Origin of the sequence: Acinetobacter gyllenbergii, from assembly GCF_001682515.1 — a bacterium.
Classification (GTDB): domain Bacteria; phylum Pseudomonadota; class Gammaproteobacteria; order Pseudomonadales; family Moraxellaceae; genus Acinetobacter; species Acinetobacter gyllenbergii.
Map to the genome: position 1 here is coordinate 1,135,973 of NZ_KV575261.1, position 26,481 is coordinate 1,162,453.

Consider the following 26,481-nt stretch of genomic DNA (forward strand, 5'->3'; position numbering starts at 1 on the left):
CAAAATATGCAACATTTTTCAACTATCTCATCCTTGATGAGATGTACTGTATCGACCCAAACATTTCAATCACAGCACATTTCAGCCATTATTTTGTTGAGTGCAGGCACGCTTTTCAGTGCTGTAAGTTCTGCCGATGAAACAATCAATACCGTGCAAGCCTCCCAAAATCGTGTAGACCTCGGTGGAGCTGTACGTATGCGCTTGGATTACGATCCTGACCGAGATATCCGTAAATTAAGTTTTGATACAGCGATCGTGACGCTCGATTTTTATGATGATCAACTCTCTGGCCATATCGAGCATCGTTTTTTAGGCGGCGCATATCCTTATGATTATACCAATCATATTGGTGATGTGAACTTCACTAAAAAAGCTTATCTTGAATACGCGGTAAATCCTCAGCAATCAATTCAAGTCGGTTTAAATCAAGTTCCGATTGGTTTTCAGCCCTATTACACCAGTACCGTTATTGAATCGATGGCTTATATCGCAGGGATTGAGGACTTATATCGCTTAGGTGCAAAATATAATTATAAAAAAGACAATCATGAAGTCTATGCAGCATACTATGCTGCCAATCCTTGGAAAGGTAAAGGAACAAGCCAAGGGGCATATTATTCTAATCAGCTTATTCCTGCCGATGAAAATCTAGAGAATGGCACACACTATAAAGAGCAAGATGCCGTTGCGTTACAATACAACTATACTCAAAACGATGACAATTGGTCAGCAAACTATGGGATCTCTGCATACTATGCTCAGCTAAAGTCAAAACAGACAGAGGATAAAGCAGGTCATCGTGGCATCTACGCACTGCATTATGGGCTAAATAAAGATCGTCTAGGGCTTAAATTTATCAGCATATTTAATCAGATTGATACTCCCTATGATCAGACGACTTTTGGCTCCTACGATGGAACTTTTAATGTCGCCAACAAAGGTGTGCTCTACAGCTTAGATCTCAACTATAAGATTCCAGAATTTAATGTAAAGGAGATCAATGATTTCAATGTGTATCTGCATTACAGCCGATACGATAAAGCAAAAAAAGCATTTCTAGACTCAGAGCAGTTGGTATTAGGTTCTGCATTTAATTATAAAAAGAATGTGTATATTGCCGCCGAATGGTTATTTGGAAAAAATAATCCGTATATCGGTGTTAGTAGTTATGGACAGAGTCTTGCTGCAGGTGGAAGCAATCAATGGGAAAATCAAGTCAACGTTAATATTGGCTATTATTTTTAAGCTCTAGCTAGTTGAAATAAATAATATTTTATTTAAATTTTATATACTTAAATTTCAGTATAAAAAGCCCCGAAACTTTCATTTTAGGGCTCTTTCGAATTTTGGTGGAGATAGCGTCAATTGCACTTGATTAATGAACTACTGTTTTATTTATTTTTAATTTTGATAAAAATCAAATTTATCCTAACTTTGACCCTTTATCATTCTGAATATCCGAAATATGAGTTAAATAGATGTTTTGCCTCTAACACATACTGCAACGATCATGATCGCATCAAGATTGATGTGAGATTTTATTCAAATACAATGGATGATGAAACTTAAGCCTCTTTCGCCAAATACCAGTTTTTCCAAGAGCTGCTTTGCCGAGTCTTAATCGCAACGGTTGGAATCAATTCAGTTTTGAGCAGTTCAGTTTGCTTAACCGCTTTGGCAAGTCGAGCTTTGATCGAATGAATACATTCACGATCACCAAATTCGCAGCGGTCTAAAGTCGTTCCTCCACATGGTCCATTCGCCAGTCCTTTAGGGCAAGTCTCTGGGCAGAGATACAGAGTTTCACCTAAACGGCACTGCCCACAGCTTTCACAGCCCACAATACTATGTTTGCTCAGATGCTCAACCTTGAGTAAAAGATGATTGGCTTTCGGTCTATTCCAAAATGATGCCCTAAATACAAACCTTCCCATTCCCATAGCAGGACGTGAATCAAAAAGCATACTGTGCATCCAATGCATGGTTTTATATTTCAGCAATTGTGCAATACTGACTTTTTGGACAAAAACTTTGACTTCGGGTTTAAACAGGCTCTCGATTTCAGCCTGCCATAATGTATTCCAAGCCACCTCACACTGCCTTAAAGAAAGTGTCTGATATTGTTTTAATGCCTGTACCAGTTTCTGCTGTTCATCCTGTTTATGACATGCAGATAAATGAATACCGGCATAACCTAAATGCTGACAAATTAAGATCTGCAAGGCACAGCGGGCATAGACATTTTTTTCAGCCAGAATCGGGTCAGCTTGGTATTCTTGTTCAAGCACATGAATCAGATGCTTGGGAATAACAATACCCGCTACCCGTTGGCTATGCATAAATTTTGCCCGTCTTAATGTCAGTGGCATCACACAGACAATCAATGGGAAATGGGGATATTCTTCTGCTAGGCGCTTTTGGGTTTGTCTGATTTTATCTAAGTCGAAACCTAGTTGGGTAATGAGAAAGTCGGCACCAGCCTTAATTTTTTTATGCAGCTTTAAATACTGTGCATCACTTTCAGCTTCAGTATATTTAAATGGATTGAAAGCAACACCGATATTAAATCCATTCCTTTGTTTCGCAGCCATAACTGCCCCGACTGACTCTAAATAACGAGTCCTATGTGTAGGGATGTCCAGTCCAAAGTTATGGTTTTTAAGTTTGTCGCCTGTGAGCAGCAGCAAATTACGCTCACCAGACAGTTCCGCCTGATCCAAAAATTTCTCAAAATCAGCAATATCCCTGCCCTTGCCTGAAAAATGTAAAATTTTTTCAATGGATTGAGGGTACAGTTTCGCAATATTTATAGGTTCAGGATCTTCGTCACTATGTACGCGATCAGCCAAAGTCATCATCGCTGGAAAACCGGCAATGTCTTGTGTTACAGCGAATGTATTTTTAGTTGAGCATATATATTCAACTAGAATACAGAACTTCTTCTGATCTAAACACTGAGAAAATAAGGACATAATAAAAGAAAGATAAAAAGGAAAAAACAGAGAAATGTCTCAGGAATTTATTATAGGTGATAATCTTTGAAAGTAAAATTCTGAATGGCTTTAGCGCTATGAGCTATAGGCATATGGATAGTCTAGTACAAGCCTATAGATCTTCGCTTTTTTATCTAGAAACGGATTCTTATCCCCCTTTAATTCAAAGTCTTCAACGACTGCTGGAAGCCTTTTTGAATACCCTGGATATGAGTCTGTTGATGCTGCTCTAGCATTGGCTCTTTTTTAATAACTCTACAATAATATGAGAGCACTCTACACTTCAAGGCTGAGCTTAGCTCAATCCTACCTTATTACTTGTTCAACCACCTGCTTAGCAAAAGTAATTTCTTTCTGTAAAATCAGAAAACCCTGTCAAATTAAAGCTAATTTTTATTAAATATAATAATTAAACAACATAATAACACATCTATATTAAGGTTTCCTTAATATAGACAAGCAACAAACAATAAATAATAATTAAAGAATTCAAACTAATATTTTCAAGTTATTCGATATTGCAAGGAACTAAAGAAGATATGAATTCAAGTGAATTAAACACTACCATCACAAATATTTTACGAAGTGAAAAAATAAAGACTACCCTACCAAGAGTATTAGTTTTAAGCATACTCTTCGAAGAGAACCGAGAATTAACTGCCAATGAAATTGAAAAAATAATTTTTGAAAAACAAAATAAAAACATATATATCAACAATATATAATGTATTAAAAACACTTGAAAAGTTTAATTTAATTCAAAAATTTAAACTCGGTGACCAGCAAGCCTATTACTCTATAAAGAACACCCCTAACACTATTCGTGCATATTGCGATCAATGCAATCAAAGTTTTTTTATACATGACTCTATATTAGAACAGCAAATTCACTCCATCACAACAAACAGAGAAATTCAGTTAAAATCTTTTTCAGTTATACTTCAGATAAGCTGTAATAACTGCAAAAACAATAACTAGTTATTTGGATTGATTATTATTAAGCTTCAACCTTAAGGATAATAAATTTCGATCAATATTTCCGATTAAAACTAAATTGATATTATAGTTAATAATCATTATCATTCGCGAAATTTATATAATTCGGGGTCCATTCATGTCATTTATCAAATCACGGAAAAAACTCGTCTCCTCTGCAATAGCCTCATCACTCTCAGTTATTGCAGTACCAGCGATTGCACAAGATCAGGCAGTTCAACTTCCAACGATTCATGCGCAAGCTGAACAAGAACAAAGTCTTAAAGTAGATAAATCTGCAAATACTAAGTTTGTAGCTCCACTTTTGGATACCCCAAAATCTGTTTCTGTGATTTCAAAACAACTGATTGAAGATACCAAGGTTACAACTTTAAGTGATGCCTTACGTACAGTTCCTGGTATTACGCTCGGTGCCGGTGAAGGTGGTAACCCAAACGGCGACCGCCCATTTATTCGTGGTTATAGCTCTGAAAGCTCAATGTATGTGGATGGTATCCGCAATGCTTCTTCGCAAAACCGTGAAATGTTTGCGGTTGAACAAGTTGAAGTATCAAAAGGTTCTTCATCTTCTTTAGGTGGCGGTGGTTCTGTTGGTGGTAACGTCAACCTTATTTCTAAAGTTGCTAAAAAGGGTGATGCTTTAGAAGGTTCAGTACAAGGTGGTACAGATGACTACCAACGTATTACTCTTGACGGTAACAAAGATTTTGGTAATGGCATTGCAGCTCGTGTTGTTGTTATGGGACACCATAATAATAAAGCAGGTCAAGGCGATGACGGTGCAGAATATAAGCGTGCAGGTATCGCTCCAAGCATTACTTTTGGCTTAGATACAGCTACGCGTGCAACTTTAAGCTATTACTACTTAAAGACAGACGATACGCCTGATGCTGGTGTTCCTTATAACAACCCAAATAACTTTGCGGCAGGCTCAGGAAAACCGATTGATGTTAAAAAAGGCATCTATTATGGTTGGAAAGATCGTGATTTCCAAAGACAAGAAAACCAAGTGGGTACTTTTAAGTTAGAGCATGACTTAACCGAAAACTTAACTTTAAGTAATACAGCTGTTTATAACAAATCTAAAAATGACTATGTATGGACTCAACCTGATGACAGCCAAGGTAATTTCATTAACCCAACAACGGGTCAACTGAAAGATACGGGTATTTGGCGCCGTGCCAATACACGTATTACTGATACAGATACGTTCTCTGATCAGTTAGCGCTAACAGGTAAATTTAATACTGGTGCATTCAAACATAGCTTTAATGTCGGTGCTGAATATAGTAAAGCTGAATCAGATAAGGGTAGCTATACAGTTACTGATGCAAACACTAAATCAATTAGTGGTGCAGTTGCAAACGGTGCGTGTAGCTTAGGTTTAGTTGCATCAAATGGTTGGTGTACGTCAACATTTAACCCAAATTCTAATGACCGTTTCTTAGGAACTGTGACTGCAAATAAAGCAGTTACAACGACGACATCTGAATCGACGTCTGTTTATGCGCTCGATAACATCGAAATTACTCCACAATGGTTACTCGACTTAGGTGTACGTTGGGATAAATTTGATACTGAGCTAAAAACCAATGCGACTGGGGTTAAATTAGAAAATAATACTGACTTCTTTAGTTACCAAGCTGGCTTAACCTTTAAACCTGCTGAAAATGGCAGTATTTATGCAAGCTTTGCGACTTCTGCAAACCCAGTCGGTATTGATGCAGGTGATGGCTCGGAAACTGCAGTGAATGCAAACAACCGAGATCTAGATCCAGAAAAAGCACGTACTTTTGAAATTGGTACAAAATGGGATTTATTCAACAATAAACTCAATGCAACTGCTGCAATTTTCCGTACAGAGAAGCAAAACACCCGTATTCAACTTGACCCAACCACGTATACCAACGGTGGTGATAGTAAAGTTGACGGTATCGAGCTTGGCTTAAATGGTTATATCACTGATAAATGGGCTGTTAGTGCAGGTTATACGTATTTAGACAGTGAAAATACCAATCCTGGTCCTAGCTGTAGCCGTGCTGGTGTTTGTACACCTGAAAATGCAGCGAAAGGTAAACAATTACCAAACGTTCCAAAGAACTCTGCTACTTTATGGACAACTTATAAAGTATTACCACAAGTTACCTTGGGTGCTGGTGCAGTTGCGATGGACAAAGTCTATGGTAATGCAACCAATACTAAATGGGTTCCGGGTTATGTACGCTACGATGCGATGGCTAAGTATGATGTAAATAAAAACGTGAACGTCCAACTTAACGTGAATAACTTATCTGATACACGTTACTTTACCAAAGCCTATGCATCTCACTATGCATCAGAAGCTGAAGGTCGTAGTGCAGTAGTGTCTGTGAACTTTAAATACTAATCGCACCAATAAAATCCATAATTTAATTATGGATTTTATTGAAAAAACAGCCTCATAATGAGGCTATTTTTTATCATTCATTATTTTCACAAAGGTAATTATCGTGATCCACCATATTCCAAATGTATTAAGCAAAGAACAAGTGCAGTACTTTCGTGAAGAAATGGATAAAATCGAATGGACTAATGGAAAAGTTACCGCTGGTACCCTCTCTGCCACTGTGAAAAATAATCAACAGCTGCCTGAAGATCTCCCCTTAACCCACCACCTCAGTAATATTATTTTAGAAGAATTGGGCAAGCATCCCCTGTTTCTTTCTACCGCTTTACCGTTGGATATTATCCCACCACTTTTCAATCGTTATGAAAATCAGGAAGCTTTCGGCTTCCATGTCGATAATTCAATTCGCCGTATTCGCGGTACCAAAGAGCGCTTACGTACCGATTTATCTTGCACTTTGTTTTTATCAGAACCTGATGAATATGAAGGCGGGGAATTGGTCATTGAAGATACCTATGGTTATCACGAAGCCAAATTACCCGCGGGTGATATGGTGCTTTACCCTTCATCTAGTCTGCATGAAGTCACTGCAATCAGCAGTGGGTGTCGAACGGCTTCATTCTTTTGGGTGCAAAGCATGATCCGTGATGATGCTGAACGGAATATGTTATTTACACTGGATCAGACTATCCAAAATCTGCGTATGCAGCTTGGTGATACCCACCAAGAAGTGATTAAAATGACGAATCTTTATCACAACCTGATGCGTAAATGGGCTGAATTATAACCCTCTCCCTTCACTACAACATTTTTCTAATCTTCAATATGTCTAACTGTATTTTTAAGATTAGAAAATATTTGGTACGAAATAGGTTTTTTGTGATTAAGATTTTATATATTGAAGATGATGTAATGATTGGTAAAACAACATTTCAATTATTACAACATGAAAAATTTCAAATTGACTGGGCCAAAACAGGAACCGAAGCTTTAGCCTTCTTATCCTCTAATGTTTATCATATCACTTTACTTGATTTAGGATTACCAGAGCTCGAAGGTTTAGACATTCTTAAGCATATCCGTAATAAAGCAGATCTAACCGATATGGGTGTCATTATCATTAGCGCCCGAGATCAAAGTAAAGATAAAATTCAAGGACTTAAATCTGGTGCAGATGATTATATTGTTAAACCATATGATTTTGATGAATTAGTTGCTCGTATAGAGTCTGTATTAAGAAGAGGCAGGTTTAATCAAGTTATCGAGGATATTTGTTTTTGCGCCAAAGATATCTGTTTATTTCCAAATACACATAAAGTATTAAAAAATCAGGTGGAAGTTTTTTTGTCTCCCAAAGAATGGGCGATTTTAGAACCAATGATCATGTACCAGCGTCAAATTTTTTCCCGTGAGATGCTTGAACACAAGCTGTACGATTGGGATGATCTCATCAGCAGTAATGCAGTTGAAGTACATATTCACAAGCTCAGACAAAAACTTGGTAAAGACCTGATAAGAACCGTTAGAGGTCTCGGTTACTGTATAGAACCTGATGTTTAAGAGATATTTATGTTATTTATCAACCTAGTTAGATCATACAAAAATCAGGCACTTAGCACTAGAATGATGTGGAGTATTTCCATCATCAGTTTAATTTTACTTATCCTCATTGCAATATCCGCCTATAAGATCGCACTGGAAGAATCAGAAGAAATTATTGACCAGCAAATGATTGAGATGTCAAAATTTTTGATAAGTAGAGAACAGAATAATCTTCGTTCGGTATTTGATCCTCATAAGCGATATGGCGAAAGAGACGTTTTTATTGATATTACCGACAACAAATCGCTCCCCCAAATTAGTCAACAATATAATTATATTGTTCCCGCAGTCCAACAGGCTCAATTTATTATAAAAAAAACCTCAAGAGGGCCATTAAAAATCTATGTAACGCCTACATCTACCCAGCAAATACAAATCAGCCAGCCGCTTATTGTTCGTAAAAACTTAGCAAAAGAATTAGCATTTAATATGCTCATTCCTTATATGTTTTTTATGCCTTTGAGTATTTATGCTATTTACTGGCTCATACGCTTACATTTAAGACCTATCGAACTGTTGAAAACAGCATTTTCTCAGCGAGACTATAATGATTTGACCAAAATTCAAATCAATAATTTGCCTATCGAAATTCAACCTGCAATGGATGAGTTAAACTCCCTTTTTTTACGAATAGAAGAAGCCCAGCTACAGCAAAGAGTATTTATTGCAAATGCAGCTCATGAATTACGGACACCTTTAACTGCATTACGACTACAAACTGATTTATTGATCAAAACACAACCGAATAGTCCTGTTTATAAAGAAAATATTATTGATCTTAATTTAAGTTTAAAACGTATGTCGCATTTAGTGGGTCAACTCATGGCTTTGGCTCATCAAGAAATACAGCAACACGAACCTTTACAAAGTTTGAATCTGATTGATTACGTACGTCAATGCGTTGCTCAGCTTCTTGTGAATGCTCGAAAAAAAAATATAGAGATACATGTAAAATTTGATGCAAAACACGAGAATATTAGCGTTGTAGCAAGACATGTTTCCTTAGAAAGTATTCTTATTAATCTTCTTGATAATGCTATTAAATACAGTCCTGACTTTGGGCAGGTTGCAATCATAATTTCAGTTAAAGAACCCTATGTTCATTTAGAAGTTCATGATAGCGGATCTGGTATCCAACCAGATCAACGTGATCATGTCATGCAACGTTTTGTCAGATTACAAGAAACTCAAAATCAAGTGTTTGGAAGTGGCTTAGGATTATCGATTGTTCAATCTGCTATCGAGTCTATCAATGCGGCCATTCAACTAGACACATCTGAAGTTTTAGGTGGATTGAAAGTCGCAATTCATTTTAATCATTAATTGTCTGCCTCAACTTGAGCCTGATTAGATATGGATTTGATCTGGCTCTAGTTGAACTGCTGATTTCAGCCTTTCTCACTTCAGAGCCCAAGTATTATAATTGTAAAGTTATCATTAAGATATGAAACTATTCTAAGTTATTTTGAGGTTTTATATACAAAAAAAGTCTTCAATATTATCTAGCCCTTTTTCACCTACTAAGTCATAACCCTCACTGCCGTAACCTTGTCGTGCCAAAAATCCAAAGTCTCTTAATAAAATCCTGCGTCTTTAGTCATTTAATTGACTAGTTTATAGATGATGAAACGCTATGCGAAGTGGATACATGGCGACAAAAATAAAATAGAGATGGGAAAATTACAAACAGACTGAACCTGTCAAAAGCCGGTCCAATAAAAAAGCCACTTAAAAAAGTGGCTGATTTATATAACGAATTTTGGTGGAGATGGCGGGAGTTGAACCAAATAAATAACATTCTGTTTTATTTAGATTTTATTTTTATAAAAATCAAATTTACCCAAACTTGACCCTATGCATTTTTGTATTTTTAGGAGTGGCTGAACTCAACCACTCCTTCTCTTACATCTAGAACCGGTAACCAATTTTTAAACCATAAGCGATAGCATGATTATTTTTGAACTCAGCCTGTTCTGCCATTTCTTTAATCCCTTCGATAGGTAAATAGTAAGCACCATCTTCAGACTTGGCATCTCCTAACCAATAGTATTTAACACCAGCAGCGATAAAATAATTCTGAGCAGGATTGAATTGCGCACCGAGTCCCATGGACCATGATCCCTTCATTGGCCCCAGTGTAGAAGCAGGATTACCCGTCCCTGAATCCCAACCAACATCGGTAGCAAAACTCCATTTTTCTGTAAATTGATGACCAATTCCTATCGTTGCATTATATTGATCCTTTTGATAAGAATCTAAATCAACACCTTTCGTGTATGCGCCTCCCGTAAGTTCATCCAGATAACTTGCTGTAAGCGCATTATATTGCGTTGGGCGGATATTAAAATCTTTCCAATTCACCCATCTTAAATTCATATAAGCAATTGTGTTTTCGGCAACACCGGTTTGAAAATCGATATTCACGGATTGAGGGGTTTCGATTGTCGTTTTTGCTGCTTCGACATAGTGCAAAGGTTCACCAAATATACTTTCCTCGACCTGAAATTTATATTTGATTTTAGAGCGATAAGTAACAGCCGCTTTCAATGCAATCTCTGGAATTTGATAGCTCGCCCCAGCAAGCCAGCCCAACTCTCCTTTTTCTTTAAAATTCGCCTCGTAACCATTAAAAGCCTCGGTATACGCCATGCCTCGAAAAGAAGCTTTTCCTTTAACCTCTTGATAAACAGGCCCGCCATAAATCTGGAAGTTCTTAAAAGGTGAATATCCAAATATAAAACTTAAATCCTGACTTTCCACATTTACGGATGTACCTTCTTGACTAAAATCATTATCTGAATAGCTATTGTTGGGGCGAAGTGGATATGCGGTTTTTGCGGCAAATGGTTGGTCGTAAAGCAGGCCGAAACTAAACTGATCGGTTAATTGTAGCTTCAATGCAGCCGTATAAAATTGTACATTTTGCCCAATATCTCCTGTATCACGGCTTTGATTTTCACGCACAAGATTTGGACGATCATGCACGACACCAGAAACTGAAGCGTCAACAGCAAAGGCATTGACTTCAAAATAATGACCATTTTCTAAAAATGGCAGTATCGACTGACCAGACTGATCAAGTGCAGAGGCTTGGGTATAATTACTGATCGACACTCCGATTATACTGAACATAATAGGAGCTAAGCGGAACCGATGGATCTTAGAAAATGAGCTATTCAAGCCGTTATGTCGATTCACTTCTCTGGTTTTCGATAATAACCAAGATAAGCCCACACTTTCCTTTCCTATAGATTTTTCCATTATTAAATTCATCCTGAAATTATAATTTTTGCTTAATCACAACAGCGATTAAAAATTTCCAAGTCCATTCACTATCATTAAGACAATATAAAATGGACAAATAACATACTGCTCAATAAATTACACAGTGTCAATGACACTGTGTAATTTATTGAGCAGAGTTGTTCTAATTGCTTATATTTTTCACATCAAATATCTGATAAACAAAGTATTTTAAATCAGTGGTTTATTAAATTGATGCACTTAAATTTCTATTTATGATCATAAAGTGTTGAAATCCAGATATTTTGAAGTACACGAATAACAACCTCAGGTTCTACATGAGATGAACGACCAAAAGCCTCGGAAAGATATCGTTCTTCCAGCCATATGAGTGCTTTTGCCGTTTCCTCAACATCAATATCTTTTTTTATCTGCCCTGCTGCTTGATCCGCCCTAATATGTTGAGCGGCAGCAGTTATAAAGTCCTGTATTAAAGTACGATAGACATTCTCAACACGTTCATCCCCACTTGCAGCTTCGACAAAAGCTCTTAATAAACGTCCATGTTGTACATAGACTTGTACAGAATCTACGAGAGCACGCCGCAAATCTTCTTGTGGGGTAGTTCCAGCCAGCCACCTATCTGCGATATTGAATAATTCCCTAGCAATATTCTCAACAAGACGTAGCGTAAGATCATGTTTATCGCGGAAATGGACATAAAAAGCTGGGCGTTTTAAACCTGTACGTCGCATGACCTCATCAATATTCAGATCACGAAAATGATGCTCATTTAAAAACTGTTCAGCAGCTTCTAATATTTCTCGCTCAGATTCTTTTGGATCATGTTTAAGTCTACGGCGAGAGGTTGTCATACGATCCTATTTCCCATTTGCATATGGCCATTGTAGGTATTAATAATTTTTTCGACAAGTCTTTATAACTCTCATCACATCTCACAATAACTCAAACTAAAGAAAAAACTGCTCATTTTAAAATTCAATATAATTGATAAAATTCATAATCTTAATTTAAATATTACATTCTTTTCATTCGTTTACTTTCAAGCTAAATCTTCATTTCACCCCATAATTACACTGTGTCATTGACATTATGTAATTATGGGATTAATAATATTGATATGCCTAAACCTCACCTTGATTTAAATCAAAGTGAAAGTGGACTGGATCAAGGACTTTGTTCATCAGGGAAAATGAAGATTATAAAAATCATCATCTTAGAGAATCTAACTGATGCTCAATTTATTAAAATTGTGTGAAGAGGAAAAAGATATGAGTACATCAGATCAAATTGCTATTACTGATGTTTTAATTATCGGCGCAGGGATTGCAGGTATCAGTGCAGCATACCATTTAAAAAAGTATAGACCTGGTACAACATTCACTGTACTAGAAGGTCGTGACAAAATCGGAGGCACATGGAGCCTGTTTCGTTATCCAGGTATCCGTTCAGATTCAGACATGCAGTCTTTTGCATTTGGCTTTAAACCGTGGACAAATAAAAGGGTTTTCGGCAGCGCACAAATGATTTGTGATTATCTGCAAGAGACCATTGATGAGAATGAAATTGGACCACATATCCAATTTGGCTATTACATGATGAGTGCGGAGTTCTCATCAGAAGAAGGTATTTGGACTGTTAAAGTAAAACGTAAAGATCAAAAAAATTTAACCACCTTCCGCTCCCGTTTCTTACTCATGGGTACGGGTTATTATGACTATGATAAAGGGTATACACCTGAGTTTAAGGGAACCGAAGAATTTCAAGGGCAAATTATCCATCCTCAACACTGGCCAGAAAATTTGAATTACGCTGGGAAAAAAGTAGTCGTGATTGGTAGTGGTGCGACAGCAGTGACTCTAATTCCAGCGATGGCTCAAACAGTTGAACACATCACGATGCTTCAGAGATCGCCAAGTTACGTCATGGCAGCACCAAGTACCGATGCCATTGCCAATACACTCAATCGTATTCTTCCTGCCCAGCTTGCGTTTGATCTTGTGCGCCGTAAAAACGTTGCATTAACTCGAGGCGTCTACAACTTAAGTCGCCGTTTTCCGAAGCTGATGCGTCGTTTTTTAATCTCGGATGTACGACGTAACCTCCCGAAAGACTTCGATATCTCCACTCATTTTTCACCTAAATACAATCCTTGGGATGAGCGTTTATGCGTTGTCCCCGATGGCGATATGTTTAAAGCAATTTCCTCTGGCAAAGCATCTATCGTGACTGATCATATTGAACGTTTTAACAAAGATGGAATCTTACTTAAATCAGGAAAAATGCTGGAAGCGGATATCATTATTACGGCTACTGGTCTCAATGCTGTTGCATTTAGCAAAACGCAATTAATTGTGGACGGGAAAAAAATAAATTATCCAGACACCACGATTTTTAAATCGATGATGCTTTCTGATATTCCCAACTTTGCCTTCGCATTTGGTTATACCAATATCGCCTGGACTCTAAAAGTTGATCTGGTCTGGAAACACTTTTGTAGATTACTGGATTACATGGATGAAAATAACTACGGAACATTCACACCTGTAATAAGTAATAAAAACATGAAACGTGTTCCCTTTGTGGATTTGAACTCGGGCTACATTCAACGCAGCATTACACAGTTCCCGATGGCAGGAACGGAAGGTGCATGGACACTAAAACACGATTATAAATTCGATCTTGAACGACTTCATAAAGGATCAGTGTTGGATCAAGAGTTACAGTTCACGAAAACCCAGCCCAAGAAAAAACTCGCTGTCGTTACTGAAGAACCGATGACAGCGCAGATTAAAATTCAGGCCTAACACGGCGATGCACATTTTCGTCCCTTATTGAAAAATACCCATATGGGATCGAAATTAATCAGGAAAAATATGATGGAAAATATTAAATTTACAAGTAAAGGAATTACCTGTTCAGCATGGTACATCCCTGCAAAATCGGATGAATACAAGTCTTCTCAAGGACGACCTTGTATTATTTTGGGTAACGGTTTCGGTGGTACTAAAGATACGGGTTTACTTGATTTTGCCGAGCCTTTCAGTCAGGCAGGTTTTGATACTTTCGCATTTGATTATCGTGGATTTGGAGAGTCTGCTGGACTACCAAGACAACATGTATCTTATATTCAGCAACGCGAAGATTATCATGCAGCAATCGAAGCTGTACGGAATTTACCCAATGTAGATCGAAATCGTATTGCACTGTGGGGTACATCATATTCTGGTGGCCATGTGGTAGTGGTTGCTGCACAAGATCCCCAAATATCGGCTGTTGTATCCATGAATCCAGCAACTGATGGTTTAGCCGCTTTAAAACAAGTATTCCAATATGGTGGAATAAAGCAGATTTCGACTGCAATCGGTCATGGCATAAAAGATTTAATACATGCCATCACTCAACGCCCTCCTCATCTCATTCCAATTGTGGGACAACCAGGTACGGCTGCAATGATCAGCACACCGGGCGCCGAAGAAAGCTATATCTCTATGGCGGGGCCAACTTGGCGAAATGAGGTCTGTGCTCGTGCAGCTCTGGAAGTTTCATACAACCGACCCGTTGCTTTTGCAAAAAACGTGAAGTGCCCAACCTTGATTCAGGTTGGTGCCAATGACCAGATTGCGCCACCAAACCCAGCCCGGAAAACAGCAAGTCTGATTCAAGGCCCAGCTGAATTGTTGGAATATCCCATTGATCATTTTGATTTCTATACTGAATCATGGGGTGAAACCGTCCTGATTGATCAGATCAATTTCTTAAAGAAAACCTTCTCAAGCCAAGCTTCTAAATGATGCCACCCTAAAAGGCTTGATCAGGAATAAATCAAATATGTGGTTGAATATCCTTTAATATTTAACCGCATATTTTCTTCTTTTTTAAACGAGAATAATCAAATAGGTGTCTTTCACCACCAACTATGTCCTGTATTACATTCTCATATAAGTAGTGATTAAATCATCAGATAAAATCTTAAACAGACATCATTCAAAGTTGCCCATTTCTTAATTTCTATGTTCCAAATCTTCAGGTAAATAGCATCTTAAATAAGAGATAAGCGCTTTATGGGACTCTTTCACAATTTCATCAGGGAGAGAATTATATTGTAGAAAAGCATTCTTCCAGATCCCATCCAATATATACATCGCAATAATCATCTTTTCAGTATACCGCTCTCTATTTACACCCTCGTAATATGTGTCTAATTTGTCCATAATCGCGATAGCTAAATTTGCACTTTGATTGGTATCTACTGCTTTTGTTTCAGCTGGTGCAGTACTGCTCAACATTAATTTAGGGACAAAAGCATTGTTATTTAGATAGTTTGCACCTATCCATAAAATCTGAAGAATTAACGCTTGCCAAGAGTCGGTATGAGAAATTTGGTAGGAACGAATATTTTCTCTCCAAAGCTCATGAACTCTTTCTGCAAGTGCAATTAAGATACTATTTTTATTAGGAAAATGATAATAGATAGAGGGTAAGCCGATACCTGTGATTTTGGAAATCTCTGCCAGACCAATATCATCAGGATCTTTTTCCCTGAGCAGAGACTCCATGCAATCTAAAATTTGATTGGTTCTTTCTATTTGCCTTTGCTGAGGAGCTCTACTACGTTTTTCACTTTTATTAGACACAACACTCTACCAACTTTAAAGCGATTATCAGTACAAAAATTTGATTTTTTTCTTGCTGATTCATTCTATAAGTTTTCCTAAAAAACTTACAGGTATTTGATCTCATTCCCTTCAAATTCAATCCTATGAATAAATGGCAGCCTAACTCCTGACATAGATTAGACCACCATTTTTTGATTTCTGAACTTTTCTCTTATAAAGAGTAGCTTAATAAATTAATCCAGACCGAGATACTCTTCTAATCTTTCATAATTATGTTGCCATAAACCATTACCTGTAATTGGAAAAACGGATCTAAATCCAATCATTTTTTGCACACGCGCAGGTAATGTTTTCACAATTTCTAGATCAATTGAGAAGGCATAAGTTTCTTCTGGCGTAAAATAAGCTGGAGTCAACGGTATGGTAATACCGCGTCTATACTCATTTTGAGTTTTATTTTCTCCACCAGAGTGCACCACCTTACCCTCCCAAATCAGCATATCGCCAGCTTTCATAAGTGCAGGAATCGTATCTTCATGTTTAAAACGATCCTCAACTGCCATATTAAAATCATCCCAAAGATGACTACCAGGAACAACACGAGTTGCACCATTATCTTCGGTAAAATCAGTTAAAGCGATCATACAATTTGCTGTGACACATGGTCCACTTTTACCCAAGCCAATAATAGCCGGATAGTTTTCTAAGTCTCGATGGAGTGCTTGTGCTGAATTACCTGGGCCAATTTGAATTAACTGAGTCGCTTGCAGCCACCAATCACCACTTTCTTCTCTAAAAAAATGTTCACCAAGCGCATGAATCAGATCATGATTCAAGATCTGCTCTCTAAACGTTTGACTATGCGTGACTAAATTATTCACTCGAGTTGTCTGGTAGCCATGGAATTGTTTAAGCAATTCATCTATATCATCTTTTTTTGTTCCTGGCCCAGTATCAATTACAGGTTGATCAAAATCCAGATTCATTTGCTTAACCTGATCAAGACTCGCAAATCCTTCTAAAATCACTGCACCATCTTCTTTTAGAATGCCAAAAAGTTCTTGTAAATCGACATTTTTGTCCACTCTTCTTAATTGCATAGACATGTAACTCTCCTTATTCGTCTTAGTCCTGCTCAATAAAACTATATAACATATAGTTTTATTGAGCAATATATATTTAATTAATCATAAAAAAGTAAATATAACTATATGAACAATAGTTTAATATTTTCAATTTAATCGATATACGAGCTTTCAACGAGTAAATTAAAAATAAAGATATGAAGAACTTAGGAGCGAATCACATATTGGAAACGTAATTGAGACCGTTGGATCTATCAGAGAGAAGGTCTAAAATTAGCTTTAGCGATGGTCTTGATAAGTTAGAGGCATCATAGAATTGTCTTTCATGGTTTCAAAAACAATTTCTAGGAAATGCTTTGCCTGTCTAATTACAAATTGACATTGGATAATTTAGATAAACTAGAATTTTTATCAGAAAAAACTAATGAGCAATTCAAAACGACGAGCCTTAAAGATTCTTATTTTGAATTTTATATAGATAAATCAATTCTCTTATCGCAGTCTAATTTATTCTCTGATCTCCACACTGTTTCCACACTTTAATAATCGTCATTACACAAACATTCAAAATAATAGCAGCATCAAAAACTCCCCTCATCTGGACAGAATGCCGAAAAGCCAATTTATGAAAAGACTTACATTTCCTTTATATCAGCCACTGTGTATTCTGGCTGTATTTAGCGTTCTGATAACAAGTGGCTGTCAGGTGGTTAGCCTAAAAAAACAGACACTGCATACCACCATTGCCAATGAACGTAACAGTATTCTCACTCAAAATAAATTAAGTGGCGCTAGCCTGAATCTGCTCTATATGTCCGATATGGATATGAAACTGTGCATGAAAAATCCAGATGCATGTATTGTCGATCTGGAAAAAATTCCTCAGGTACAGACAGAACAATTATTATCAGCCGCTAGCGAGTTATATCTCTCTAAAGCCCTGACTCTTGCAGACTCAAATGATTGCAAAATAAATAAAAACCCTAAAACCAGCGCTAAACTCGCCCCACAGGTGAATGAATGTTTAGACCAACAACTGCAAGCTTTAGATAAAAGTATTCGGTATAGCTATGCCTATCTGTTTAAGACCTCTCGTCAGCCTCAAGACCGTATTTTCGATAACCGTCAGGTGCAAATTCGGGACTTCTATAATCAGGCACTTAACCAGTTAGTAAATGTGTACAGTGCTAAGAATTCATCAGCGACGATTCCAGCTAGCATTCAAATTGGTGAAAGTACTTATAAGATTGATATTGATTCATATCCCAAACTACAAGGTAAAAAGCTTGAGAAATTTACCTCAAGCTACAACATGAACTTCTCTGGATTAAGAACCATTAACCGTCGTGATGGTTTCGGTGCAGATTTCGTCGCGGTTTTGCACACTAAAGAAAATGATCCCAAAAATGGAAATCCATATATTCTTGATCCACTGAGCTATGCTTACCCAAATGGCGTTAATCCCAATATCCATCAAGCCCATTATCTTGCGTCGACGCTGATTGCCCAGCCAGTCGATGAGCAAGCCACACTCAGCGAGATACTCAATCGGCCTGATTTCAAAATAAAAATCTACGATCCTTACAATGTAGAAAAGATCAAAATTGAAGATAAAGAATATTCTCTTGCTGCGAACTTCTCTGCACCCTATGGTTTATGGTTAGCGGAGAATAACTTGGGCTCTGCTGCCTACCTAACCTTGATTGACCGTAATCAACGTTTGACCATGCCTCATCTATATATGCTTGAACCTTATAATCCGAATAAAAAAGTGATTGTATTGATCCACGGACTCGCCAGTAGCCCAGAGGCATGGATTGCGGTGACCAATGAAATTATGGGCGATAAGACGCTACGTGAGCATTATCAGGTCTGGCAGGTATTTTACTCAACCAATATGCCTATTCTGGAAAGTCGCTTTCAGATTTCTGCTTTACTGAAACAAACGTTTGCCTCTCTCAATCCCCAAGACCCTGCATCTCAAAATGCTGTTCTGATTGGTCATAGCATGGGAGGAATTATTAGCCGCCTTTTAGTCAGTCATGCGGATATTTCAAAAGAAGCCTTACCGATGATGAGTAACCACGTGCAAGCACGGATGAGAAAACATCCCATCATAGGCGAACGCTTAAAGATGGAACCGATTCCAAACTTTGATCGCGTCATTTTCCTCGCTGCGCCTCATCGTGGAACTAGCTACGCCGACCGCTGGTTTACCGTAACTGCACGAAAGATTATTGGACTGCCCTCAGCATTTTTAAAAACATTAACCGATACACTGACAAGTTATGATGATGATCTGAAAGACTTTGTAAGAACCATCAATAACAGGCTGCAAAATGGCCCTAGCGATCTAAGTAATAAATCGGAGTTTATGGAACTCACCTCAGATATACAGCCTAAAAAAGGTTTGGTTTTTCATTCCATCATGGGCAATATCACCAAAAGCAATGATACTGATACGATTACGGATGGCATTGTTCCTTATAAAAGTGCCCATTTAGAAGGTGCAATTTCAGAGAAAATCATTAAAGGCGGGCATTCTATTCAAATAAAGCCTGAAACGGTATTGGAACTTCGCCGTATCTTAAGTCAACATTTAACCGAGCATGGTTTAAACAAAATGAAAAACTAAACTTCCAAAGCTAAAGTGGGAACACTTTAGCTTTTTTCTTTTTATTTCTCGCTTTCCTGTATTCTTTTACGAATTTCTTCTCGTCATTTCAATACATTGTGTAATAGTTTACTGAGAAAGACACCCACTCGGTATATAAGCTAAATAAAGCATCTTGAGGGCTGGTTTAATTCAGCGCATTTTTTCCCAAGTAATCTTTCGCAATTTTTTCTGCTGACCAAATTACATCAAGCGATTCAACAGCATTAATACTGTTTGTTCCATTTGCTTTTGTTTTTGTGTATCCGTAACACCTTGAACACTAAATCCCCAATATGCTTCAAATAAACAAGCAAGAACATATGCGGTCGAACTAATCGCATCTTGAGTTGCCTTGGGATACTCCTGTGCCAACTGACTTTCAAAATCAGGTAGCCAATGCTGTGTCCAAAGATCATGCAACATTTGCTTGATCAAGGAATTCCTGGCACTTTGCGCAACCAGTTCTAGCCAAACAATCAAATCATCCTGAGTCCGATAAACTTCGGGCGTGAATAACATGATGATTCTATCGCTCAATGGTTTTCCACTGAAACGATGAATAATTTCAGTCCCCATTTCGCCAATGTAATGCTCTATGAAAGCATTGATTAAATCTGCACGTGAAGAAAAATAATGATGAACTAGCGTACGTTGCATGCCTGAAGCTTCGGCTACTTTGGCAAAGGTAATACCTTCTAATCCTTCCTTTGCAACTACTGAGACAGCAGCTTGAAGAATTTCATATGACCTTTCATGCGCCTTACTCGGTCTTCCAATCTTGTTTTCCATCATCGTCATAAATAAAAAAAATGTTTACTAATTAATCATACCATATTATTTTACTGACATGACAGTCAATTAATTAAAGGAAGTCATATCATGAAAATTCTTGGACTTGCTGTCGGTAGCGAAATGGACGCTACAACAGCAAAAATCTTAACTGATAGTGAAATGCTGCATGCCGCTATTCTAGAAATTATCAATATATGTGGGCTGGTTGCCTGTATTGTATTGGCGCTTTCGGGCTGGATTTACGGCGCAAAATTTCTCAAGAAAAACAATTGCCTGCTTGGACTAGAATGGTGGATTGTTGCTTTTTCTGCGACAAACTTTGTTTTGTATATGCTAACGGGTGGGCATGTTCATTATTCAATTACAATGTTTCTAGATTCATTCTCACGCAGCTTTGGTATGCCCGTCATTGCCGTACTAGGCTTAATGGCATTGACCCATAATTATAAACCCACAGCGTTGAATGAAGTGCTGCTGTTCGCCGCTGCATTCGCGGGCACATTTGTTATCTTCTTGGCCGATTTCTTTGACGGGATACGCCCGTATTTTTACGTCGCCATGTGGATGATTCTTGCGATCTATCTCTGCTACTTCATTCTTTGCTTGGTACGTGCTGGGGAAACGCTGCATGCCGTGGCGACAACATTCACTTTGATCGTCAGCCTCGCCGTCGCAATCGTCTATGACTTCTTCCCGATCCCTGGCGATGATACGCATATGATTTTTATGACCTGGGCATTCATCACTTGGGCTTATGCGGTCATCCAGTTGTATTACGCCTATAACGCACTAGCACGTTCCCAGACACTTTCCAGAGAATCTCTGATTCCAGCCCACTAACCAACAAACCACCAAATAATTACTTTTAAAATCAAACCCTGTACGCAAGTACAGTGAAGATAAAAGGATAGCAAATGAATCATTTCAATGAAGAAATGGAGAACTACAATCCAAGCACATTGCCATTTCGATCTCTTGGTGGCTGGGTAGAAGAACCAAGTGATCTTCAGCCTGAACTGGAAGCTTCCGACAGTGCTGATGTCATTGTGGTTGGGGCTGGATTTGCGGGGCTCTCCACTGCCCTTGAGCTGACTGCCCGTGGTGCAAAAGTGATTGTGCTTGAACAGGAGTTCGGTGGCTTCGGTGCCAGTGGCCGTAATGCTGGTTATCTGCTTGGCAGTATGGGCATTGAGTTTGAAATGTTCGCAAAACGCGTCGGTGTTGAGCACGCACGAAAATTTGTGACTTTTTATGACGAGGCCGTGTACTACGTCGAAAAGCGTCTAGCCGAGTTGGAAATTCAATGTGATTACAATCCTTCTGGCATCATACGTGCTGCGATTGATCCTTCTCAGGAAAAATGGCTACGTCGCAGTATGGAGGTTGGTCGTGAACTGGGTTCAATCACTCGCTTTGTAGATCAAGCCGAGATGCGCACTCGCGGTATTCCACCAGCGTTTCTATTTGGTAGTGAGCAACGTGGCGGCACGCTCAATCCTGGTAAATATGTCGGCGGTTTACGTCGTGCGGCAATTCAGGCAGGCGTTAAGCTCTATGAAAAAACGCCCTTGCTGTCTTACAGTGAAGGCGCGGAAATAACCTGCAAGACTCCACGGGGTCGTGCAACTGCCCCAATCGTAGTATTGGCGACAAATGCGTTCACACCTCAGTTAGGGTTACTACGTGATAAGGTTGCGCCGATACGTGTATCAGCAATTGAAACCCAACAGTTGTCTCCAAAGCAATTGGCATCTTTGGGTTGGCAGAATAGAGAAGGAATTATTACACCGCATCTCATGATGGAGAGCCATCGTCTCACAGCACACAATACGATGGTGTTGACGGTGAAGAAGTTAAATTATGTTTATGGTTCAAAAACTCCGAATGTGCCAGATCAAGATGCCTATGCTGCACTGGCACAAACCTTGCGTGAACGTCATCCTACCTTGCAAGGTCTTGGTATTAAGCATTGCTGGAGTGGTTACGTTAGCGTAGCATATGATTTCCTGCCTGTGGTAGGTACTACAGGAACGCATCAAAATATTATCTATATTGCTGGCTGTACTGGGCATGGGCTTGCTACTCAGTCCTTTATGGGGCAGTTACTTGCCGAGAAAATCAAAGGCGTTGAGAATCCTATTTTAACAGCCCTGTATCATAAAACGCCTTCGACCCTCCCTGAACCATTGCAGTGGTGTGCTTTTAAAACCGCTTTCTCAGCGGCTGCTTTTTATGATCGTCTAACTGACCGTAAAGCACGTTCTATGAGTACAGATTCGGAGATATAAAAACTTTAAATAAACAAGCCCTTGAAAGATCAAGGGCTTGTTTAAATGTTTATGAAAACGGTGACTGTCAAATTAAAGAAATAAACGATTTATTAAATAAATCAAGCACTAGACATTTCATGATCACATCACTGTACTTTGATGTTTGCTTCAGTTAAATAAGCTTTCTTAGATGTCTTGTTCCATAAACAGAGCTCTTGATCCATTTTTGTTTTTCATATGTGCTTACGGATATTTTCCTTGAATCAGAAGTGAAGAATATCCAACACGATCATCAAACAGCAAGACATTATTCACTGGCTTGGCATTTTTAATGCTGTGTGGCTTTTATACATGCAACTTTTATATCTTGGTCATGTTTGCTCCACACCTGCTCCGAAATTGCGAAAGTTACACTAGTCATCGCAAAACTAGCCGCAAGCTCCAAAGTTGAAAAACATTAGCGCCTATTTACCCTATGAACAAATAAACCCTTCTGATAAAAAACCTACTAATTTGTTCTTTTCATCGACTTTCTTGAGGTGAAAAGCTTCAGCTAAAACTATCTATATTGCATTTCACATCCTATTCACGCTTTCTGTTTTAAGCTAATTTTAAAATGGAGAGAGTTTAGCAATATGACATTTCTAAGAAGTGTAACAGTTTCAACACTGGCATTACTTTCATTGGTTAGCTGTAAAAGTATACCAAGTTATAGCACTGACTTTGATAAAGCAAATAAGCAGATCTCAGGAATTATATTGAATGATCAACAAGCTCAGCTTGTCGGACAGCGCTTTGTAGCTGCATTTAATACAATGGGAACTATTGATTTTGTTCAAAACACAAGCCGGCTCTATGCAGATCATTTATACATCAATGATACCCTTTCTCAATTTTCTACTAAAAATGAGCTCATTAAACATTTTGAAGGAATGAACAAGCGTGTCAGCAATGTCACTGTAAAATTAATGAGCGCAACGCACACAGATGATTCTGCCTATATACATTGGCATATGGTGTATGACTTCAAAATGTTTGGCCGTATAAAAACGATGTCCTCATATGGAATTAGCCAAATCAAAATTAACAACAAGGGTTTGATCATTTTTCAGCAAGATTATTGGGACCCTGCTAATGGTTTATATCGTTCTCTACCTTATGTAGGAAATGCTTATTCCTTGTTTTTACCATTTAAAAAATAGTTTAAATTCAGCCTAGTAAATAAGATTAATGAACAGCTATAGATTGTTGAATTAAATATAAAAGTAGAGGTGCGAAATGCTTAATTATTTAAGAAAAATTGGACTGAGCGTCACATGTCTTATCACACCTTTAAGCTTAGTACATGCAAACACGCAACTATGTAAAACAGCCCCTCTCGTCGTCACGACAAAAAATGTGGGATCAGTAAGCTATTATGCCAATAATTGCAGTCAAAACTGGGAAAATCAAAATATTAGGTTAGATTTTACTTATAACCAAAATATTCCAGAATGGGCATTTAAAAAAGCGGCGACTTACTACCTTAAAAAGAATGTGACTAATTTTTCGAACGAATCGGTTTTAAACAGAATTACTGACTTATATCATCCTGTCAAAAAGGGCGACCTCTACACTTTAAATTATGACCAAATGAGCAAACAGCTAAGCTTGTCTTTGAACCAAAAACGATTAGGTTCAATTACTGATTCTCAAGCGAATCAATACTTTAAAATATGGTTTGGGGACTCACCATTTAATGCTAAATTAAAGCAACAATTACTAAATCTATAACTTGATCAAATTATTATGAACAATCAATTTATTCTTATGGTCGAAGATCACTTCGAACTTGCTGCAACAGTCTGTGAGTTTCTAGAACAACATGGCTTTGTCATTGATCATGCCCGTAATTTAGATGCTGCACGCATTTTTTTAAAAACAAACCCTTACCATTTACTTTTACTCGACATTAATTTACCCGATGGTTCAGGCTATGATTTATGTGAATGGCTGAGGACTGATCAAGGCAAAGATATTCCAATTCTGATGTTAACGGCCAGAGACACATTGGATGATAAACTAAAGGGTTTCACCGTAGGAACAGATGATTATTTAATCAAACCTTTTGATTTTAATGAGTTGGTGATGCGTATTCGGGCACTTATTAAGCGCTCTCTTGGGGAGGTATCGACAAGTAAAATCCAAATTCATGACCTAATTTTAGACAGTTCGACTCAAACCGTAACACGTGCAGGTCAGTCGATTGAGCTGCCCCGTATTCAATTCAAATTACTTAAAATTTTGATGAGAAACTCTCCCAAAGTCATTACTAAACAAGAAATTGTGATCGAACTATGGGGTGATGAAGAACCTGAAAGTGATGCATTACGTAGTCATATCTATAGCTTAAGAAAAATGATTGATAAGCCTTTTCAAGAGAAACTGATCCATACCATTTCAGGCGTTGGTTTAAAAGTTGCGTTTGATTTGAGTACTCATTAATTCATATACACCACAACAATTAAACCAGTTGTATTTTCTAATTGGAGATGAGGATGAGTGCTTAAATAATATTGGCGGTCAAATAACTCAACTCTCCATCCCAACTGAGTACATAGCTTCCTAACCAGTTGTAAACCAATCCCATGCCCTTTGGCTGTAAGTTGAAATTGTGAGCTTAACTCCTGGACTTTACGATCATTCGGCATCTCAATCCCAATCCCATTATCAGCAATCACAATACTATTTTGGCGTTGAATAATATGGATATTAGATCCTTGAGAATAATTCAATGCATTGCGCAGAATGTTACTCAGCACCATTTTAGTCATTGAGGGATAAATGAGTCGAGGAAACTCTTGAGGATCGTAATGAACAAAAAATTGAACGCCTTTGTTTTGACTAACAGGCTCTAGATCCTTTAGCAAATCACTAATTATATTGGATAATCGGGTTTGTTCGGCAGTTAAGGTATTGGTGGTATTGCGTGCGATCGCCAATAGTGTTTCGACAAGCAATTGCATATCTTCAATGGTATTAGAAATACGATGCAGTGCTTTATCTTCCCCATATTTAACCTGACAAAGCTGTACACTACCTTTTAAAATTGTGAGTGGTGTGCGTAATTCATGACTAACATCCCCTGTAAACTCACGTTCTCGGTTGATGAAATCGTTTAAAACTTGATGATATTTTTCTAAAGCTTGCTTTAAATATTCAGCTTCCAGATTACCGTTGGTACTGATCCCTTGAAAGGGAGAAGCTTCTTTATTTTGATGTGCCCAATCAATATGCTCTAAAGCATTTGCCAGTCGTGTAATTGGTGAAAAATAACGTTTAGCTCGCCGATTTGAAAACCATAAGATGCTATACAGTACAATCAGGCTGAACATTAACGGTGCTAAACCAAACATCCACACAATTTTGTTGACATTACTTTCACCAAAAACAAGAAGGACATGTTGTCCATTTCTTTCACCATAAACAGTCATTCGATCTTTACCATCGACGAAGACTCGGTGAACGCCCTGCTTTAAAGTTTGATTTTTAAACACTAAAGGTGGATCTTTACTTAGCCAGCGATAGCCATATAAATTTTTTGTATCAGGTAAATCAGCATTGGGATTACGATCAACTCGCATCCAATAATGTTCCATTTCTTGCTCAAGCGCTGTTTTGAGCAGTGAGCCTTTAATGACCCAGGCACTGCATGCAATACCGATAATAATCGACAGCGCGATTAACCCGATTTGCAACCAATAATGACGATTAAACATCTCACTCAGTGGATGAATATTTTCACCGCTTTTATTGGATTTAAACATAAACATATC

General features: G+C 38.0%; 21 protein-coding genes and 1 pseudogene. 14 read left to right on the forward strand and 8 right to left on the reverse strand.

Going from position 1 to position 26,481, the window contains the following annotated elements:
- Nucleotides 1-6 precede the first annotated feature (6 nt).
- Entirely contained in the window at nt 7-1,248 is a 1,242-nt protein-coding gene (locus tag NG55_RS05605; RefSeq protein ID WP_065342626.1) for a hypothetical protein, read from the forward strand.
- Nucleotides 1,249-1,568: 320 nt separating this feature from the next.
- Here the strand turns inward: NG55_RS05605 and NG55_RS05610 are convergent, their stop codons facing one another.
- Nucleotides 1,569-2,975 carry a methylenetetrahydrofolate reductase C-terminal domain-containing protein gene (locus NG55_RS05610; RefSeq protein WP_171257921.1) on the reverse strand — a complete coding sequence of 469 codons (1,407 nt, stop codon included), beginning with the start codon at nt 2,973-2,975 and terminating at the stop codon, nt 1,569-1,571.
- Nucleotides 2,976-3,680: 705 nt separating this feature from the next.
- Between NG55_RS05610 and NG55_RS21445 the strand changes: the two genes are divergently transcribed.
- The 5 genes from NG55_RS21445 (at nt 3,681) to NG55_RS05635 (ending at nt 9,303) form a co-directional block, all read left to right on the forward strand.
- Nucleotides 3,681-3,974 carry a transcriptional repressor gene (locus NG55_RS21445; protein WP_081408962.1) on the forward strand — a complete coding sequence of 98 codons (294 nt, stop codon included), beginning with the start codon at nt 3,681-3,683 and terminating at the stop codon, nt 3,972-3,974.
- A gap of 136 nt (nt 3,975-4,110) precedes the next feature.
- On the forward strand, nt 4,111-6,378 hold the full coding sequence (locus NG55_RS05620; protein WP_065342628.1) for a TonB-dependent receptor: 2,268 nt from the start codon (nt 4,111-4,113) through the stop codon (nt 6,376-6,378).
- A 103-nt stretch (nt 6,379-6,481) separates the two neighbouring features.
- Nucleotides 6,482-7,165, forward strand: coding sequence for a Fe2+-dependent dioxygenase (locus NG55_RS05625; protein WP_065342629.1), 684 nt, complete (start codon nt 6,482-6,484; stop codon nt 7,163-7,165).
- Between the two features lie 92 nt (nt 7,166-7,257).
- A complete protein-coding gene (locus NG55_RS05630; RefSeq protein ID WP_065342630.1) occupies nt 7,258-7,938 on the forward strand; it encodes a response regulator in 681 nt (226 codons plus the stop codon).
- Between the two features lie 9 nt (nt 7,939-7,947).
- Nucleotides 7,948-9,303 carry a sensor histidine kinase gene (locus tag NG55_RS05635; protein ID WP_065342631.1) on the forward strand — a complete coding sequence of 452 codons (1,356 nt, stop codon included), beginning with the start codon at nt 7,948-7,950 and terminating at the stop codon, nt 9,301-9,303.
- A 585-nt stretch (nt 9,304-9,888) separates the two neighbouring features.
- Here the strand turns inward: NG55_RS05635 and NG55_RS05640 are convergent.
- Nucleotides 9,889-11,241 (reverse strand): transporter, encoded by a 1,353-nt coding sequence (locus NG55_RS05640; RefSeq protein WP_065342632.1) that lies wholly within the window; start codon nt 11,239-11,241, stop codon nt 9,889-9,891.
- A gap of 251 nt (nt 11,242-11,492) precedes the next feature.
- Nucleotides 11,493-12,098 (reverse strand): TetR/AcrR family transcriptional regulator, encoded by a 606-nt coding sequence (locus tag NG55_RS05645; RefSeq protein WP_065342633.1) that lies wholly within the window; start codon nt 12,096-12,098, stop codon nt 11,493-11,495.
- 417 nt (nt 12,099-12,515) lie between these two features.
- On the opposite strand from NG55_RS05645, the gene NG55_RS05650 reads away from it, so the two are divergent.
- Complete coding sequence (locus tag NG55_RS05650; protein WP_171257922.1) at nt 12,516-14,051, forward strand: flavin-containing monooxygenase; 1,536 nt, start codon at nt 12,516-12,518, stop codon at nt 14,049-14,051.
- A gap of 72 nt (nt 14,052-14,123) precedes the next feature.
- A complete protein-coding gene (locus tag NG55_RS05655; protein WP_171257941.1) occupies nt 14,124-15,038 on the forward strand; it encodes an alpha/beta hydrolase in 915 nt (304 codons plus the stop codon).
- Nucleotides 15,039-15,248: 210 nt separating this feature from the next.
- Here NG55_RS05655 and NG55_RS05660 read toward each other — a convergent pair whose 3' ends face one another.
- Nucleotides 15,249-15,881, reverse strand: a complete 633-nt coding sequence (locus NG55_RS05660) for a TetR/AcrR family transcriptional regulator (protein WP_065342636.1) — start codon at nt 15,879-15,881, stop codon at nt 15,249-15,251.
- Nucleotides 15,882-16,096: 215 nt separating this feature from the next.
- The gene (locus tag NG55_RS05665; protein ID WP_005273480.1) at nt 16,097-16,969 is read right to left on the reverse strand and encodes a phytanoyl-CoA dioxygenase family protein; all 873 of its coding nucleotides are present in this window, start codon (nt 16,967-16,969) and stop codon (nt 16,097-16,099) included.
- 604 nt (nt 16,970-17,573) lie between these two features.
- On the opposite strand from NG55_RS05665, the gene NG55_RS05670 reads away from it, so the two are divergent.
- Nucleotides 17,574-19,583, forward strand: coding sequence for an esterase/lipase family protein (locus NG55_RS05670; RefSeq protein ID WP_065342718.1), 2,010 nt, complete (start codon nt 17,574-17,576; stop codon nt 19,581-19,583).
- Between the two features lie 222 nt (nt 19,584-19,805).
- Here NG55_RS05670 and NG55_RS05675 read toward each other — a convergent pair whose 3' ends face one another.
- The gene (locus NG55_RS05675; RefSeq protein ID WP_065342637.1) at nt 19,806-20,402 is read right to left on the reverse strand and encodes a TetR/AcrR family transcriptional regulator; all 597 of its coding nucleotides are present in this window, start codon (nt 20,400-20,402) and stop codon (nt 19,806-19,808) included.
- A gap of 81 nt (nt 20,403-20,483) precedes the next feature.
- Here NG55_RS05675 and NG55_RS05680 point away from each other — a divergent pair, with 81 nt between their 5' ends.
- Both NG55_RS05680 and NG55_RS05685 read left to right on the forward strand, forming a co-directional pair.
- Entirely contained in the window at nt 20,484-21,236 is a 753-nt protein-coding gene (locus tag NG55_RS05680; protein ID WP_065342638.1) for a thioredoxin domain-containing protein, read from the forward strand.
- 74 nt (nt 21,237-21,310) lie between these two features.
- A complete protein-coding gene (locus tag NG55_RS05685; RefSeq protein WP_065342639.1) occupies nt 21,311-22,684 on the forward strand; it encodes an NAD(P)/FAD-dependent oxidoreductase in 1,374 nt (457 codons plus the stop codon).
- A 128-nt stretch (nt 22,685-22,812) separates the two neighbouring features.
- Here the strand turns inward: NG55_RS05685 and NG55_RS21230 are convergent.
- Nucleotides 22,813-23,111, reverse strand: a pseudogene (locus NG55_RS21230) (hypothetical protein).
- 190 nt (nt 23,112-23,301) lie between these two features.
- Between NG55_RS21230 and NG55_RS05690 the strand changes: the two are divergent.
- The 3 genes from NG55_RS05690 to NG55_RS05700 all read left to right on the forward strand — a co-directional run bounded on the left by NG55_RS05690 (nt 23,302) and on the right by NG55_RS05700 (nt 25,150).
- Complete coding sequence (locus tag NG55_RS05690; protein ID WP_065342640.1) at nt 23,302-23,868, forward strand: nuclear transport factor 2-like protein; 567 nt, start codon at nt 23,302-23,304, stop codon at nt 23,866-23,868.
- Between the two features lie 76 nt (nt 23,869-23,944).
- The gene (locus tag NG55_RS05695; RefSeq protein WP_065342641.1) at nt 23,945-24,439 is read left to right on the forward strand and encodes a chalcone isomerase family protein; all 495 of its coding nucleotides are present in this window, start codon (nt 23,945-23,947) and stop codon (nt 24,437-24,439) included.
- Nucleotides 24,440-24,454: 15 nt separating this feature from the next.
- Nucleotides 24,455-25,150 carry a response regulator transcription factor gene (locus tag NG55_RS05700; RefSeq protein ID WP_065342642.1) on the forward strand — a complete coding sequence of 232 codons (696 nt, stop codon included), beginning with the start codon at nt 24,455-24,457 and terminating at the stop codon, nt 25,148-25,150.
- Here the strand turns inward: NG55_RS05700 and NG55_RS05705 are convergent.
- Nucleotides 25,147-26,472, reverse strand: coding sequence for a sensor histidine kinase (locus NG55_RS05705; protein ID WP_065342719.1), 1,326 nt, complete (start codon nt 26,470-26,472; stop codon nt 25,147-25,149). The genes NG55_RS05700 and NG55_RS05705 overlap by 4 nt on opposite strands.
- Nucleotides 26,473-26,481 lie beyond the last annotated feature (9 nt).